General features: G+C 44.2%; 12 protein-coding genes. 9 read left to right on the forward strand and 3 right to left on the reverse strand.

The genetic code is table 11. From position 1 onward, the window contains the following. Nucleotides 1-81 precede the first annotated feature (81 nt). On the forward strand, nt 82-1,077 hold the full coding sequence (locus J0656_RS13635) for a PorP/SprF family type IX secretion system membrane protein (protein WP_207034813.1): 996 nt from the start codon (nt 82-84) through the stop codon (nt 1,075-1,077). 84 nt (nt 1,078-1,161) lie between these two features. On the opposite strand, the gene J0656_RS13640 is transcribed toward J0656_RS13635, so the two are convergent. Beyond that, entirely contained in the window at nt 1,162-2,334 is a 1,173-nt protein-coding gene (locus tag J0656_RS13640; RefSeq protein WP_207034815.1) for a vWA domain-containing protein, read from the reverse strand. 198 nt (nt 2,335-2,532) lie between these two features. Between J0656_RS13640 and J0656_RS13645 the strand changes: the two genes are divergently transcribed. The 7 genes from J0656_RS13645 (at nt 2,533) to J0656_RS13675 (ending at nt 12,046) form a co-directional block, all read left to right on the forward strand. Further along, nucleotides 2,533-4,746, forward strand: a complete 2,214-nt coding sequence (locus J0656_RS13645; RefSeq protein WP_207034817.1) for a tetratricopeptide repeat-containing sensor histidine kinase — start codon at nt 2,533-2,535, stop codon at nt 4,744-4,746. After that, nucleotides 4,746-5,477 carry a LytR/AlgR family response regulator transcription factor gene (locus J0656_RS13650; RefSeq protein WP_207034847.1) on the forward strand — a complete coding sequence of 244 codons (732 nt, stop codon included), beginning with the start codon at nt 4,746-4,748 and terminating at the stop codon, nt 5,475-5,477. Before J0656_RS13645 ends, J0656_RS13650 begins: the two co-directional genes overlap by 1 nt. Before the next feature lie 53 nt (nt 5,478-5,530). Further along, nucleotides 5,531-6,046 (forward strand): gamma carbonic anhydrase family protein, encoded by a 516-nt coding sequence (locus tag J0656_RS13655; RefSeq protein WP_207034819.1) that lies wholly within the window; start codon nt 5,531-5,533, stop codon nt 6,044-6,046. Between the two features lie 63 nt (nt 6,047-6,109). Then, entirely contained in the window at nt 6,110-6,994 is an 885-nt protein-coding gene (gene fabD / locus J0656_RS13660; protein ID WP_207034821.1) for an ACP S-malonyltransferase, read from the forward strand. Between the two features lie 142 nt (nt 6,995-7,136). Then, nucleotides 7,137-9,104, forward strand: a complete 1,968-nt coding sequence (locus tag J0656_RS13665; protein ID WP_207034823.1) for a T9SS type B sorting domain-containing protein — start codon at nt 7,137-7,139, stop codon at nt 9,102-9,104. 1 nt (nt 9,105) lies between these two features. Beyond that, a complete protein-coding gene (locus J0656_RS13670) occupies nt 9,106-10,098 on the forward strand; it encodes a PorP/SprF family type IX secretion system membrane protein (RefSeq protein WP_207034825.1) in 993 nt (330 codons plus the stop codon). 1 nt (nt 10,099) lies between these two features. Beyond that, nucleotides 10,100-12,046 carry an OmpA family protein gene (locus J0656_RS13675; protein WP_207034827.1) on the forward strand — a complete coding sequence of 649 codons (1,947 nt, stop codon included), beginning with the start codon at nt 10,100-10,102 and terminating at the stop codon, nt 12,044-12,046. Here J0656_RS13675 and J0656_RS13680 read toward each other — a convergent pair whose 3' ends face one another. Together J0656_RS13680 and J0656_RS13685 are read right to left on the reverse strand one after the other, a co-directional pair. Beyond that, nucleotides 12,047-13,291 carry an NRAMP family divalent metal transporter gene (locus J0656_RS13680; RefSeq protein ID WP_207034830.1) on the reverse strand — a complete coding sequence of 415 codons (1,245 nt, stop codon included), beginning with the start codon at nt 13,289-13,291 and terminating at the stop codon, nt 12,047-12,049. 79 nt (nt 13,292-13,370) lie between these two features. After that, nucleotides 13,371-15,746 (reverse strand): S9 family peptidase, encoded by a 2,376-nt coding sequence (locus J0656_RS13685; protein WP_207034831.1) that lies wholly within the window; start codon nt 15,744-15,746, stop codon nt 13,371-13,373. A gap of 209 nt (nt 15,747-15,955) precedes the next feature. Here J0656_RS13685 and J0656_RS13690 point away from each other — a divergent pair. After that, on the forward strand, nt 15,956-17,637 hold a 1,682-nt coding region (locus J0656_RS13690), incomplete at its 3' end, for a GMC oxidoreductase (RefSeq protein ID WP_207034833.1).

Genomic DNA, 17,637 nt, shown 5'->3' on the forward strand with positions numbered 1-17,637 from the left:
CAAAATATTATAATAATGTGACATGCTTATCGTTATTTAAGTGTTTTATAGTATTCGATAATCACTAGCCCCAACCGTCAGATGAGACGAATCTTAACCTCAATGTTTATAGCCTTGTTTTTTGGCTCCTTTGCCAAGGCCCAAGAAGGTATTCCCGTATATTTCGATTATTTGGCGGATAATTATTATCTAGTGTATCCGTCCATGGCGGGTATTTCGGAAGGTACCAAAATTCGCCTAACGGCAAGAAAGCAGTGGTTCAACGTGGACGAAGCGCCCAGCCTACAGACCCTGAACATTAATTCTCGAGTTGGGGAACGCAGCGGAATAGGTGGAATTCTTTTCAACGATTCCAACGGATACCACTCGCAAACTGGGTTCAAGGCCACTTATGCTCATCATTTGCAATTGGCGGGCGATTTTAGGACCCTCAACCAATTATCATTTGGACTGAGTGCAGGCGTAATCCTTAGCAGTTTGGACGAAACCGAATTCAGGTCTGTAGTTCCCGACCCAATTGTCACCGGGGTAAAAAACACAACTAGTTACTTTAATGTCGATCTAGGGGCATCCTATAATCTATTTGAGTTTTATGCACATGTCGCAGTTTTGAATCTTTTAGGAAGTGGACGTGATCTGTATACGGCTGCCGAGTTTGATAACCTTAGACGTTATTTGTTCTCCGTAGGCTATGTTTTTGGAAGAACTACCCGAATCGAGCCATCCATTTTGTTTCAAATGACCGACTTTACAAAAGAAAAGACGGTGGACTTGAATGCAAAAGTGTATCGGGATGTGAGTTTTGGAACCGTTTGGGCCGGATTGTCATACCGTCGTAGTTTTGATGGGGCACAATTTCAATCCAATGGGAATTTTGGAGAGCAGCGCCTTCAACTATTTACACCTATTATCGGGGTCAATGTGAATAGATTCATGTTTTCTTACAATTATTCGTATCAGTCAGGGGATATCCGTTTTGATAATGGAGGCTTCCATCAAATTACTTTGGGATACGATTTTGGACAAAGCGACCAAGGCAAACGTTACGACTGTTATTGCCCTGCGGCCAATAATTAATCCTTTAGTGTAAGAGCGTGAATGTCAGTTCGAGCGCAGTCGAGAACTTTTAATTTATCCCGACCGCGACCGATGTGACAGACCTTATTTGTCCCAAGTATAGTTTTTCTTTGATGCCTGGGCCTTTATAGCGGATAACATGGCATTTTCCAATTCTCCTGTTTCCTCTTTTTGATTCTCTGCAATGTAAACTTCGCGTTTGGCATTAAGTTCCTGTATCTGTTTTTGGATCTCTTCGCGTTCCATTTTCTTTTGTTTTACATAAGCTTTGATTTCGCTCTCGGTTTTTCCTTGGAGTTCTTCGGGAAGATCTTTTTGTGGTAATTCTGCGATTAAGGATTCATCATCTTCAGCGGCATCTACAAGGTCCCAAGTCGAGTTTTTGTACAATCTGGAACTTTTGCTCACAGCTCTTTTCACGGCTACCACCTCTTCCAATTCTGCTGCATTGGCATCTTGTGCATATTGAAGCTCCTTTTTTTGTCTGCCAATGGAGCCGTAGGAAATGTAAGTGCCGTTCAATTTTGAATTTAACTTAATGATGACATCGTCATAGGGCGTGTTAATGTGGACGACCTGTCTGTTATGGTCAATGGCCATATATTCACCGCCGGTAAGTGTGGCCCCGCTCTTCCACATGGTGGAAATACCTTGCTCGTAATTGCCACAAAAAATGGTGTTTACAATAACATCCTTCTCCTTGGCATTGGTGGTGGCGTCCTTGTAATCCAGTTTTCCTTGGGTAAAGGGTTCGTTGCCTGCAATAAATATCATTTTAAGGTCATCGGCATTTTTGCCCCAATCCAATTGTTTCAAAGAAGTATGGATAACCTGTCCGCAATATTCTTCACCTCCATTTGTGGTCAGTGAGAACAATTTCTCCGAAATTTCATCCAGATCGTTGCTAAAACCCAACACCTGTCTGATGTACCCTTCACGAGAAGAAAGATTGTCATTTCCATATTCATAAAGTGCAATTTGAAGTGATGGCCTCTTGCCGGTGCCGCATTTGGCATGGGTAAATTCGTTGACAATATCCCACAACTGGGCCTTGGCCTGATTGATGAGCCCATCCATACTGTTGCTTGTATCCAAAAGCAGCGCAATTTTAACGTATTGCTCCGAAGGCTTTTCAGCAGTGGATTGCGTGACCAAAGTTGTTTTCTCTTTCGTGTGTGCATTAAGGTTGCAACCGTAACTAGTACCTGTCATAAATAACAGAAAAGCCGAACCTAAAAAGTAATTCATATGTTTCATGATGCAATGATTTTTAAAGTTGAGGTAAATGTATCGGCAACTTTGTTCAATTAATATCTAGAATGAGTGACATGGCATTTCAAATGAGCGAATGGAACCAATAACTTCGTAAAGAGGTTAAACGGAGGTGTTTTTTAGCTTATTTCGGGTTCTGCCTATTTTTTAAAATGCTTGGGAAGCAGTATGTTTACCTAACGTATGGCTCAGAAGGTTTACATATTGATATTGATGCTGCTGACCTCGTTGGGTTCTGTTGCCCAACAGGGGAATGCACAAGGTCAAATGCAAATCAAAGGCTCGGTAAAGGGCAAGGAAAACTATGCCCCAATTTCTGGAGTTCGCGTATCCACCGATAAAGGAGCCTTTACCACCACAAATGCATTGGGCGAGTTTGTTATCAGGGCTTCCGTAGGAGATATATTGATGGTTGAAGGACCTGAACTTGAAACAGTGCGTTATCGTATCAAATCGGGTGAGGATGTGGATGTGTTGGTGGAAGGTTATTACGGTGGGGTTTCGAAAAAGCAAAAACGGGAAGCCATAAGTTCAAGGAGTTCCCTTGCAGACCATCAACGGTTTTTGGATTCGGCCAATGTCTACAAGAAAACCAATTTGGAAAAGAGCATCGATTTTATCGCACGTTCCATGGAACCTTTGGGAAGTTCGGGCAATAAAAATGAATTTTCTGCCTCGTTACGCACTTTGGGGGAAATCTATATGTTCCATGAACAGTACGATCTTGCCATCACCAATTTTAAGGATGCCTTGGCCGCACAAGAATCCAACAAGACCAAAATACTGTTGGGTAAAGCTTATGTGCTGAACAAAAACTTTGAAAGTGCCATCTCTATTTTGGAACCTCTTATAACGGTAAGGAACATGTTACCGTATCAGCGAATCGAACTTTTTGAAGCATTGGGAGATGCCAGCAAAGAACTCAATAAATTGAAAGAGGCTCAAGGGTACTATCAGCAGGGACTGCTCATTGCAGAAAAGAATCAAATCTCTCCAAAGGAAATCGACCTCAACTCTAAAATTGCGGATGTCTTTGCTAGTGAGGACAGGGTAATAGAGGCCGAAGGATTTTATCAAAATTCCTTGAGCCTCTCAAAAGAGGTGGCGCCCGAACGCTTGATTCAAGAAAGTGAAAAAGTTGCGGATTTCTATAATCAGAAAAGCCGGTATAATGATGAAATCCAACTGAGGAAAAGAAATTTGGATGAATTAAAACAAATATCAAAGTCCAGTGTGGCTTCGGCAGAACGGGGAATCAATACTCGGGATACCATCACTTCGCAACGCATCAACTATAAGATTGCAAATGCCTATATCGCACAGGACAAATTGGACGAGGCGATTCCCTACCTCGAAAAAAGTATTGTGGAAGCGGACAAGGATGATGATCTCGTAGTGCAAAAGGATGCCACGCGAAAATTGTCCGAAGTATATCGCAATAAAGGAGATTATACTAGGGCCTTGGAGTCCTACCAAGATTATGTGGCCGTGGTGGACAGTCTTTATGTGCGAAAGGAACAGGAAATTTCGAGGGCGGCACGTTTTAATCGGGAGATTGCAAACACACAAAACCGAATTTCCAGCTTGGAACAGGAACGCGAGCTCAGTCAAAGCAAGTATAGTCTGGCAGTAACGGAGCAACAGTTGTACGAGGAGACCAGCAAGCGTCAAAAATGGATTATCTACTCCCTGATATTTGGAATTGCCCTTATGGCCCTTACCGCATTCTTGTATTACAGGAGCAATAGGCAGCAAAAATTGGCCAACAACCTTCTAGCGTTGAAATCGCTCCGGACCCAAATGAATCCGCATTTTATTTTTAATGCGCTCAATTCGGTGAACAATTACATAGCCAAGAGCGATGAGCGAAGCGCCAACCGATTTTTAAGCGAGTTCTCCGTATTGATGCGTAGCGTACTCGAAAATTCTGAAGAAGACTTTATTCCGCTCGCCAAGGAACTGGAGCTGTTGGAACTTTACATAAAATTGGAGCATTCACGGTTTTCAGACAAGTTTGATTACGAAATAGACGTGGATAAAAAAATAGATGTGGAAGCCTTTCAAATCCCGCCCATGTTGCTCCAACCCTATATTGAAAATGCCATCTGGCATGGGTTGCGCTACAAGGAAGAAAAGGGTTCCCTCAAAATCAGAGTGCGACAAATTACTGGAGATATGCTGGAAATCTGTATTGAGGACGACGGTATTGGAAGAAAAATGTCAGCTGAATTGAAGACAGCCAATCAAAAGAAACAGAAATCAAAAGGCATGGGCAACATCAAAAAACGCATCCAGATTTTGAACGATATGTACAAAAACAAGGTTGATGTGTCCATTGCTGATTTGAACACTGACCAAACGGGTACAAGGGTATCCTTAAAACTTAAAAAACAATGATGGAACTAAAGGCGGTCATTGTAGAAGATGAGGCCAACAGCCGCGAAATTCTTCGAAACTATTTGTCCAAATACTGTGAAAACATAACCTTGCTAGGGGAAGGCGCCACGATAGAGGAGGGATTACAACAAATTAAAAAGCACAATCCAGAATTGGTCTTTTTGGATGTGGAAATGCCCTTTGGCAATGCCTTCGACCTATTGGACCAAATTCCCGACCGTACTTTTGAAACCATTTTTGTGACGGCCTATAACCAGTACGCTATGGATGCACTCAATCATCATGCGGCTTATTATCTGATGAAGCCCATCAATATTGATGAGTTGATCAAGGCGGTCGACTACGTACGCGCCATCAAGGAAAAGGAAAATGCATTGGAGGGAGAGGTACTGCAAGCTCGTTCCGTAAAAGCGGAAGGAAAAATAACATTGCCCCAGCAAGATGGTTTCCAAGTGCTGGATGTTGCCGATATCTATTTTTGCAAAGCAGATGATAATTATACCGAAATATATCTCGAGAAAAAGAAAATTGTAGTAAGCAAAACCCTCAAATATTTTGAAGAAGCCCTGCAATCCTATTCATTTGCTAGAATCCACAAATCGTATTTGGTGAATGTTGCCGAAGTAGTGAAATATAAAAAGGGCAAAGGTGGCAGTGTGGTACTGTCAAATGGGAAGGAACTTTCCGTTTCGGCATCCAAAAAGGCAGACCTATTATCGTATTTTCAATAAATTGTCATATCGGCCCAAGTCAAGGACGATAAATAAAATCAAAATGTATCAACATGATCATAAAACCAGTAAGGGGAAAATCCCCGGAGTTTGGAAAGGATTGTTTCATTGCAGAAAATGCAACCATCGTGGGCGAGGTGAGCATGGGCGACCAATGTAGTGTATGGTTCAATGCTGTAATCCGGGGCGATGTCCATTTTATCAAAATGGGAGATAAAGTGAATGTGCAGGACGGCGCGGTTATCCATTGTACCTATGAGAAATCCCCGACCACAATAGGGAACAACGTCTCCATAGGGCATAATGCCATAGTGCACGGTTGCACTATTAAGGATAATGTACTGGTTGGTATGGGCAGTATCATCATGGACGACTGTGTAGTGGAGAGCAATTCCATAATTGCCGCAGGGGCCGTGGTCACCAAAGGGACCCATGTTGAGGCAGGAAGTATTTACGCAGGAATGCCCGCCAAGAAAATAAAGGACATCAGTCCAGAAATTTCCAAAGGTGAGATAGACCGAATTGCCAACAACTATGTGAAATACTCCAGTTGGTTCAAAGAAGAGTAGTAATCGAGCAAACGATAATTCGAATATTCCCTATTTTTGTCCCACTCAAAAGAATAGACAACTATGAACGCATATATTTTTCCAGGACAAGGTGCACAATTTGTAGGTATGGGCTTGGACCTGTACGAAAATCACTCCGAGGCACAGGAGCTGTTTGAAAAAGCTAACGAAATTCTTGGTTTTTCCATTACGGACATTATGTTCGAAGGTACTGCGGAAGACCTAAAACAGACCAAAGTGACCCAACCTGCCATTTTTTTACACTCCGTAATCTTGAGCAAGGTGTTGGGCGATAGCTTTAAACCGGATATGGTGGCCGGACATTCCTTGGGAGAATTCTCCGCCTTGGTGGCCAATGGTACCTTGAATTTTGAGGATGGTCTAAAATTGGTGTCGCAACGAGCCCTTGCCATGCAAAAAGCCTGCGAGATCCAACCAAGTACCATGGCAGCCGTTTTGGGATTGGAAGATGAGGTAGTGGAGAAAATCTGCTCCGAAGTAGAGGGCATCGTGGTGCCTGCGAACTACAATTGCCCCGGACAATTGGTAATTTCCGGCGAGGTGGATGCCGTTAACGTAGCCTGTGAAAAAATGAAAGAAGCCGGGGCACGAAGAGCCTTGTTGTTGCCCGTGGGTGGTGCTTTCCATTCCCCATTGATGGAGCCTGCAAGGGAAGAATTGGCCGCAGCCATTGAAGCTACCGAATTTAAGACGCCTAGCTGCCCCATTTATCAAAATGTGACCACAACAGCGGTGTCCGACCCAAATGAAATCCAAAAGAACCTAATACTCCAATTGACCGCTCCCGTAAAATGGACGCAAAGCGTTCAGCAAATGGTAAAAGGAGGAGCTACATCCTTCGTGGAAGTAGGGCCGGGCAAGGTATTGCAAGGTTTGGTGAAAAAAATTCACAGTGAGGCCGAAACCAGTTCGGCATCGGTTTCCTAATTGGGGAAACACTTTATCCGAATAAATTGAGATTTAAACTAATAGGCAAGGATGTTCCTTGCCTTTTTCGTAATATTGGTTCACCCAACTTACCAACTACACGCAGGCAAAAAGAACGTAACTGAAACGCACGCAATAAATAATGCAAGCTCGGCTAAAAACAACCTCATCAACACCATGTGCCGCTATGGGTCGTGGTCGTATTTTGATTATTCTTTTTCTACTATTGGGTATCGGTGTTGGCTTTGGGCAAACGGTTTCCATAACCGCAAGCGAACCTAATGCCAGCGAGGCAGGCCTTACTTCTGGTGAGTTTACTATTTCTGTAACAGGAGGTACAGCTTTAACAACTGTAGAAGTTTTCTTCGAAGTCGATGCTAGCAGCACGGCCACACCAGGAGTTGATTATACGACATTGTCACCGCCAGTGAGTGTTTTTATTCCCTTGTTGGGTGGAGGTAATGGTTCAGAGACATTGGACGTCGATGTATTGCAAGATCCTCTGGTGGAGTTTGATGAAACAGTGATTGTTAATCTACTGGAAGATGATGATTATGATTTGGCTCCTAATCCTGCTAATAGAACAGCTACGGTAACTATTATTAGCGAAGATCTCCCCGATGGTACCTGTACCAATTTGGCAGCCCCTAACTTAGATACCACAGAGCCCACAGTGTTCTGCGAGGCCATATTTGTGGATTTGGACAATTATGTAAACAATGTTAACGGACCTGGGGGAACCCAACTGGTGTGGTCCAGAAACCCTTCCCCAGATAACGTTGATGATCAAATTGACAGTAATATAGAAGATGGCTCCGGTGTTTACTATGGATTCTATTACGATAATGCCAATGACTGTTACGGCGCTAGCTTGGAGCTGGAACTGGAAAGAAATTTTACCCCTACCATTATAGAGACCACTGCAGAACAGATTTGTGGCTCGGGAACATCCGTATTAACGGTTACAGCTGAGGTAGAGGACTTGAGCGCCATAACCTATAGCTGGTTCGATAGTTTGGATACAAATGCAAGTCCTATCGCAACAGGAACCACCTTTGAGACCGGAGAGTTAACGGAAACAACCTCTTTTTATGTTTCCGCAGCGTCCAATGAATGTGCCTCCGAAAGAGAAGAAGTTGTGGTCACCGTGAATAATGAACCTTTGGCCGGAGCTCCGGTGGATGGATTGCAAGCATGTAATGTTTCCAGTGATGAAGGGCCAAACGCTTTCGATTTGGATGATGGGCTTATTGGTCAAGATCCTGGGACTTGGACTGTAATTACCGACCCATCTGAAGGAAATGTGACCATTGGTGCCGAAAATGTGGTTGATTTTACTGGGCTTCCCAGTGGGGATTACATTTTTGAATATACCACGAATACTGTTGGAAACTGTACGGAAACAGCTTCGGCACAGATTACCATAACCGTACAGGATTGTATTTCCAATGAAGCCATTGATTTGGCCATAACAAAAACGGTGGAAGGTAGGGATGCCTATTTGTTAGGGGAAGAAATAGTTTTTGTCATCAATGTTGAAAATGTGGATGAAAATTTGGTGATGGATATTGTGGTCACCGATATGCTTGATGAAAATTTTGAATTCTTGAATGCAGAAGCAACCTTAGGGAACTATGATTCAGGTACTGGAGAATGGACCATCCCGGAAATGACCCCTGCCGATTTGAATGCAACACTCACCATAACAGTAAGAGCAAGAGGTGTAGGGGATATTCCGAATACGGCAGCATTGGTATCCTCGGTGCCTGTGGATGGAAATCCTGAGAACAACACGGGCACTATATCCGTGAACGTAAATCGAAGCCAATGTGTTTATCCAGGCACTATATGTAATATTTTCTCGCCCAATGGGGACGGGTACAACGATACCCTTACCTTGGTTGGCGACCACCTATTCCCCAATAATACATTTGAAGTATTCGACCGCTACGGCAATAGCGTTTTCCAAATGGATGGATATGATAGTTCTTGGGACGGAACAGGCAAGAATGGCGATTTGCCCAAGGGTACCTATTTCTATGTTCTGGACTTGAATGGAGACGGAACGGATGTGTTAAAAGGATGGATACAAATTGTAAGAGACAACTAAAATGCCAGATATAAAAAGTTTGTTGAAATACCGAATATCGTTGCTCACACTTTGCGCGGCCCTTGGCTCAATGTACGGGCAAAAGGAGCCGCAGTACACCCAGTACATGTACAATATAGGTAGTTTTAACCCTGCGTACGTAGGTACTGTGGAAAGCCCTGAAATAATCGGGTTGTACCGTTCGCAATGGATGGATATCGATGGAGCCCCTACAACCATTCGTGCAGGTGCCAATATCCCTTTTAAGAATGAAAAAATGGGATTGGGAATCAATGTGGTGAACGATGTTCTAGGGCCATCCACCCAAACATATTTTGATATTGCCTATTCCTATCAAATCCAATTATCCCAAGAAACCAAGCTCTCTTTTGGACTAAATGCCGGGGGGTCAATGCTAGATATAGATTATTCCAAAGGTAATTTTGAAAACCCATCGGACCCGTCAATATTAGGAGGTAAATACAATAGTTTTTATCCCACCGTGGGGGCAGGGCTTTTTATGTACCATGAAGAAGATTGGTACCTTGGGGTCTCCGTGCCCAACTTTTTGACCAATGCACTGTACAACAACGAAGTGGCCACCATTGTAGAAGATAATATGCAATTCAATGCCATTGGAGGGTATGTGTTCAAATTGGGAGGACAGACCAAGTTTAAGCCCGCTTTTTTGGTAAATTACTTAGAAGGTTCCCCGGTGACGGTTAACCTATCGGCGAACTTTCAGTTTTTGGACGCCCTTACCATTGGTGGGTCGTATCGATTGGACAATGCTGTGAGCGGATTGGCGGGGCTTCAGATTTCTAATGGCATGTTTATCGGATATTCTTATGATTACGCAACCAATGGTCTGGGTGAATACAGCGGTGGTTCCCATGAAGCGATCATCAAGTTTTATATAGGACGGGGCGGGTTTGGTTCCGGAGGCAATAGGTCCAAGGATAAAAAATCGAACGACAATAAAGGAAAGCAAATAGATTCCCCTAGATTTTTCTAACATGAGTCAAGTAAAAAACATACAATTGACACTTTGGGCTTGCCTGCTGGGCATGGTGTTCGGCTTTGCTCAAAAAAGAAATTCCCCAGGAGATGTCTTCTTTTTTCAGTACGAATATCAAAAAGCGGTCGATGCTTATGAGAAGCAACTTTCAAAAGGAGTTCTCACAAAAAAGCAGTTCCTTAATCTGGCAGATGCTTATTTTGAAGTAGATAATTTTGAAAAAGCGTCCAAGACCTACATGGAAATCTTTGGAAAGGATTCTTTGATGGATGCCCATCATTACAACAAGATGCTTAGAAGCCTGTCCCAAAATCCCAATACCGAAGGAACGACTGAATTTTTAGCCAAAGTTTCGTCGAGTTTTCCCAAAGAATTGATGGAAAACATGGAGTTCAATAAGCAACTTTTGAAAAACGGTTCACAAGAAAATCAGTTGGAGTATGATATCTTCAATTTGAACGGAAATAGTCCCCAAACCGATTTTGCTCCAAGCTTTTATGACAGTAAGCTTTTGTTTTCCAGTGGACGCCAAGTCAATAAAAAATTGCGATATGAGCCAGGCAATGAGGGATACTTCCATATTTATGAGTCCAACATTCAGCCTACTGGCCTAGTTGCCTCCGTACAGTTGTTCAAATCGTTGAAGGACACGGATTACCACGAAGCAACACCATTCTATTCATCAAAATTGAACAGTGTTTTTTATGTGCTGTCCAACACCGAGAATGGGGAACTGGCCTTTGATTCCAACGGAAAGAATGCCTTGGCAATTGCCAAACAGGTCATTGGGGGGTCATATCAGTTGTTGTTAAAAGATTTGAGTACTTCTTTCTATTATCCATTTTATGATGATGCTAGCGGTAAGCTTTATTTTTCGGCTGATTTTGAGGATAGTTATGGCGGTACGGATATCTATTATGTGTACACCAATAATGGGCAGGTAATGTCCGCTCCAATCAATTTGGGTCCTAGAATCAATTCACCCGGAAACGAGGTTGCACCGTACATATTTGAGAACAGTCTTTATTTCGCGTCCGATGTGTTTTATGGTCTTGGTGGTATGGATATCTATAAATCCAACATAGAGGATGATGGTTTTGGGACTCCCATCAATTTGGGAGAACCCATCAACACCGAATTCGATGATTTTGGAATGATAATCCGTAACGACGGAGATGGCTTGTTGGGCTATTTTGCATCCAACCGTAAAGGAGGTAAAGGAAAGGATGATATATATGGGTTTAAGGTGGATGAAAAACCAGGTCTCAAGACTATCACATTTAAAGGTACTGTGGTAAACCAGAGCGGTTCTTCCAAAACGGTTCCCAACGTAGAAATTGGTCTTTGGGACATGAACGGGACTGTGTTGGCAAAAACAACTTCGGATGAAAATGGGGAATATCGTTTGGAAATTCCATACGAGAGCGAGTTGGTATTGGATGCATCCAAAGAGCGATATTCAAGATATATCAAGAAATTTGTACAGGATGAATTGGATGCTTTACAGAATACCACTTTCGATATTCCCGTTTCACTTTATGATGATCTAGTGGAAGAAAGGGAAGGTCAAAAAGTAGTGAAATTGGATGACTTTTATTTTAATACCGGGTCCACACAACTGAATGACGGTATCAAACAGGAGCTTGCCAAAGTTGTTGACTTCGTCAAAGCATTCCCAGATGCGCAACTACGAATAGAAACCTATACGGACAGTCGAGGAGGGAGCAGCACCAATTTTAAGCTTACACAAGCACGTTCCGATGCCATTAAAAAATATTTAGTGGAAAGTGGTGTGCCGGCCACAACTATTTTATACTCTATTGGCTACGGAGAGGATAAAATCTTGAACAATTGTACCAATGGAGTGTTCTGTTTGGAAACATTGCACAAAAAGAACCAACGTTCCTTGGTGGTGGTTCTCAACGATAATGTCCTGTTCGATTAATTAAATCAACAGCATCCAGCAATAGTACAAAGCAAACAGTGATAAAAAAAGCATTCCACAGTACGTTAATATCCTGAGTCCTATTTGTGGTCTGTGCTCTTCAGGCATATCCTTGCCTGTTACTGTTTTAAGGTTCATCCATCCCAGTAATGGTGCAAAAACAAAGGATACAAATGTGGCTAGGGCCACGAGATTTCCCATGTTGGCACTGAACAAACTTATAACGATCCAGTTGATCCAAGCCATTGCAATGACCATCAAAGCAAAGGTATGTCTGCCATTGTAAATGTTTTTTTGGGGAAACAGTTTCTGAAGGACATCCAAGCTTACCCTGGAAATGGCATCATGGGCCGTCATACAAGTACTGAACATGGTTGCGAATGCCGCAACGGCAATAAAGAAATAGGCCCAACTCCCAATATGGGTTGTAAAGAGACTTACCAGTTGGTCTGCAAAGATTACGGAATTATTGCTAAGTTCAATTCCTGTTCCGTAGAGGGTCATCCATCCAATAATCATAAAAAACAGGGCCAGAACCGCTGTCAGAATATATCCAACATTGAATTCTTGCAATGCAAGTTTAAGCGATGGCTTGTTCTTCATGGTTTTTAAATTTTCCATGCCCCATAAACTCACCCATCCAGATGCTTCTACGGCTGTTGGCATCCATCCAACTAGCCCGATCAAAAATAAAATTCCGACCTCGTTGAAAATCTCGGGTCTTTGGTAAGATGCGGCATTAGGTACCGGACCTTTTTGTAACACCATAACAGTTGTTATCAAGAGAGCGATAAAGAGAATGGTAATTACGGCTTTCAAAGAATTTTCCAGAAATCGATATTTCCCAATGATGAGCAAAAGACTTATGAATACAAAAAGTCCAAATGCAATCGCCCCCGCTCCCAAGGAAGTTACCTCGAACAAGTTCATGAACAATCCAGCGGTCACAACATACAATGCCGCCAAAATGGTAAAGGTGGAAATCAACGTTACAAAGGCATAGATGTACAAATAGGTCTTTCCTAGATTGGTATACCCCTCTATCAAGCTTTTTTCCGTTACCGTGGTGTACCGTATCCCAAATTCAAAAAAAGGATACTTGAGCAAATTGGCCAAAATAATGGGAATCACCATCACCCATCCATATTGGGCTCCTGCTTTGGTGGACAGTACCAAATGCGATGTGCCAATGGCCATACTGGCGAACAATAGGCCAGGGCCAAGCGCTTTCAACAGTGCCTTCATGCAGCTTGTTTGTTAATTTTCAGGCAGGAAGATATGTTTTTTTTGTTGAAATTTTTCAGTTTCCTGTGGTGACAGTCTTTTATTCTTTTCCTAAAAGTGATTTTTGGAACAGCTTAAAAATACGGGTATATTCATCCGTCCAACTACTTGGTTCCACAAAGCCATGTCGCTCTACGGGATACACTGCCATTTCCCAGTTTTCCTTGCCAAGTTCTATCAGCTTTTGCGATAGGCGTACCATGTCCTGAAAATGCACATTATCGTCCACCATACCGTGAAGAATCAAAAGGTCACCCTGTAATCCATCTGCAAAATAGATAGGGGAGCTTCGTTTATAGGCCAAACTGTCGGTGGCAGGCGTGTTCAATATTCGAGCCGTGTAGCCATGGTTGTAGGCCGCCCAATCGCCCACGGAACGTATTGCCCCTCCGGCACTAAATGTTTCCGGCGCGTTGAACATTCCCATTAATGTAATAAACCCGCCATAGGAACCACCGTAGATTCCGATTTTGTCTGAATCAATACCGTATTGCTCCTTTAGCATATTGGCGCCGTCCACTTGGTCGGAAAGATCCTTCCCGCCCATGTGACGGTAGATTCCAGTCCTCCAATCCCTGCCATAACCAGCACTTCCACGATAATCAATATCAAGTACTGTATAGCCATTGTCAACCAAAAGATTATGGAACATATATTCCCTAAAATAAGAGCTCCACCATTTATGTGCATTTTGAAGATAGCCCGCACCATGTACAAAAATTACGGCTGCTTTGTTTTTTACAGATGCATCCGGTTGGTAGAGTCTGGCATGTACTTCCGCGCCATCGGATGCGTTAAAAGTGATGATTTCAGGGTCCTTCCAGTCGTAGGATTTAAATTCATCCGTATTGGAGTGGGTGATTTGTTCGGCTTCTTTATTTTCTCCGGTCTCTACGGGATTATCTTTGATAAACAATTCGGTAGGTTTGTTGGAGTAGGAGTATAAAATTGCCATTTTTTTCTCATCGGGAGAGAGTACTACATCATTTCTACCCGTCTTGTTGGTCAACTGTTCCCATTTACCTCCTTTTAGTTTCATGCTGTAAAACTGTCGGTCTCCGGGGTGCGTTTTATTGGAAGTAAAGTACCACCTGTCTTTATCTGTGGAGAGGAAAGCATCGTAAATTTCAAAAGAACCCGAGGTAAGGGCATCTGTTTTCTTACTGTCGATATCTACGGTATATAAATGGGAGTAGCCTGTTTTTTCCGACATGAACCAAACCTTATCATCACCGGGCATCCATCCGAGCGAGCCACCGCCCCATCTGCCAATTCCAGGGCCGGCGATCCAAGCCTCATCATGCTGGCGGTCCAATTGTTCTACTTTTCCCGTTTTTGGGTCCAGCAATACAATCCAACGGTCTTTGTAATCGTTGGCTTGAATATCCAGCACAGCTTTTGTTCCGTTTGAATTCCAAGTTGGGCCATTAATAAAACCGATGCGATTATCATTTTCATATGTTTTATCAGGATAATCCTTGGTGTATTCCGGAATGTAATCCAAACCTTCCAAATTGTCTAAAACCACCGGATAGCTCTTTCGAGCTTTAATGTCATAAATGAACATTTCGTATTCCGTAGGTTCGTCTCCCACTTTGGAACGTGTGTTCTGGTCTTCGGTATAGCCGGATTCTGTTACAAAATGAGGCACAATGGTGCCTTTGGAATCGGGTCTGTCCATCAATACATAAGTGATAAAGCTACCGGAAGGGTCAATTTCCAGATTGATTACCGGCTTGCCCTTGGTTTCAATTTCTAGGGGCTCCAAGGCTTCCAACTGACTGCTTATCTCTTCCCCTCTGTCATTTTTTGCCTTACGCTCCTGCAAAACATCGAATATTTCCAATTGGTCCTGGTAAAGCCATTCATCTTTGGAATCACGTTGCGGTTCTTTGTTTTTTGATTTTACGAACCTCGTTTTTTGCTCAAGAAGACCGGAGGCAATGTTCCAAGTAAATAGCTCGTCATTTTTCTCAAAAGCGATGCTCTTGCCATTATCCGTAAAATGCGGACCACTTTCCCTAGCTTGTGTTTTGGTAATTGGTTTGGATTGATAGGTATTGAGGTCCAACAAGAAAATATCGCCGTTTTTTGAATAGACCGCTTGTGTTTTGTCTTGATTATAGATCAATCGGGATGAGGGGAGTGAGTTGGCCGTTAAAAAATCAATTTTTTTGGTATCCTTGGTAGAAACGGAATAGGCATATAATGAATCGCTAAGGGAGCCGTCTGGATTCCAATCAAAATACAATGTTTTGCTATCAGTGGCCCAATGAGCATTGGACGGTCTAGGGCCTACGAAGGCGTCACCTTGCATTATATCCTTGATCTGTAAAGAAGAAATATTGCCCTTTTGTGCGGTTAATAAACCTAGGCCAATAAGAAAGAATGCAAGGAAAGTAGAGGTTCTTAGCATGGTGGTAGAATTTTTTTTGATAAAGTTAGTTTGTCAAATATCGTTTATTTTGATGAGTTTATTGAATAGGAAACTTAAAGGAAAACTAGAAAACTCCTCGGTTTTATTCGTAGAAAAAGTATCTTTAAAACGAACAAAAGGTAACTAAGATTAAATCATTTCATTTAATTTTTTGAATTTCAATCAATTAAATTAAACCAAACCAACAAATGCAGATAATAGAGAATTCCACGGTGTACGATGCGATCATCGTAGGCTCGGGCGCCGGGGGCGGCATGTCGGCGAAGGTACTGTCGGAGGCCGGCCTAAAGGTTGCCGTAGTGGAGGCGGGCCCGTTCTTCGACCCTGCGAAGCCGGAGCACCAGACCCAGCTGAAGTGGTCGTACGAGAGCCCAAGGCGGGGCAAGAGCACACGGTTCCGTCCCTTCGGGGACTTCGATGCGGCCTACGGAGGCTGGGACATCGAGGGGGAGCCCTACACGCAGAAGGACGGCACGGACTTTTCGTGGTTCCGTTCGCGCATGCTGGGGGGCCGTACCAACCACTGGGGGCGCATATCGCTCCGTTTCGGCCCACAGGACTTCAAGCACAAGGACGTGGACGGCCATGGGGACAACTGGCCCATCAGCTACGACGATGTAAAGCCGTACTATGACAAGGTGGACAAGATGATCGGGGTGTTCGGCACCAACGAGGGACTTCCCAACGACCCTGACGGCTTCTTCCTGCCACCTCCAAAACCAAGGTTGCACGAACTCTTTTACATCAAGGGTGCGAGGAAGAGCAACATCCCGGTGTACCCGTCACGGATGTCTATGCTCACCAAGAAGATCAACGAGGACCGTGGCGTCTGTTTCTATTGTGGACAGTGCAACCGTGCCTGCCAGGTATATGCCGATTTCTCGGCGGGGACGTGCCTTATCTTCCCGGCGCAGAAGAACGGCGGGCAGATCGACCTGTACGTGAACTGCATGGTGCGCGAGGTTACCACGGACCAAGAGGGCCGTGCCACGGGCGTATCCTACATCAACAAAGAAGATAGAAAAGAATATAAGCTCAAGGGCAAGGTGGTGGTTCTAGGGGCCTCCGCCTGTAGTTCCGCACGTATATTGTTGAACTCCAAGAGCGAGCGGCACCCCAACGGACTGGGCAACAGCAGCGATGTGGTGGGCAAGTACCTGCACGACTCCACCGGGGCCGACAGGGCGGGCTTCATCCCCGACCTGATGAACCGGAAGGTCTCGTACAACGAGGATGGGGTAGGGGGCATGCACGTGTACTCCCCATGGTGGGGGGACAACAGCAAGCTGGACTTCCCTCGGGGCTACCATATCGAGGTGTGGGGCGGCATGGGGATGCCGAGCTACGGCTTCGGCTTCAACGTGAACGAGTTCAACCAGTTCTTCGGCACAAAGGTGGGCGGCTACGGGGACGTGCTGCGCAGTGACGCGAAGAAGTACTACGGCGCCGTAGTGGGCATGGCCGGAAGGGGCGAGTCGATAGCGAGGAAGGAGAACTATTGCGAGATCGACCCGACCACGGTGGACGAGTTCGGTATCCCCGTACTGAGGTTCAACTACAAATGGAGCCAGTTGGAGATCAACCAGGCCAAGCACATGCAGGACACCTTCGAGGAGATATTGATCAACATGGGCGGTGAGCCGTTGGGCAAGAAGCCGGGGAAGGATACCAACTACGGGCTGCACAACCCGGGTAAGATCATCCACGAGGTGGGCACCACCCGAATGGGTGACGACCCAAGGACGTCGGTGACCAACAAGTACCAGCAGCTGCACGATGTGGACAACGTTTTCATCGTGGACGCGGGACCTTTCGTGTCGCAGGCGGACAAGAACTGTACATGGACGATACTGGCGCTCTCGATGAGGGC

Source organism: Flagellimonas aurea (assembly GCF_017313785.1).
GTDB classification, from domain to species: domain Bacteria; phylum Bacteroidota; class Bacteroidia; order Flavobacteriales; family Flavobacteriaceae; genus Flagellimonas; species Flagellimonas aurea.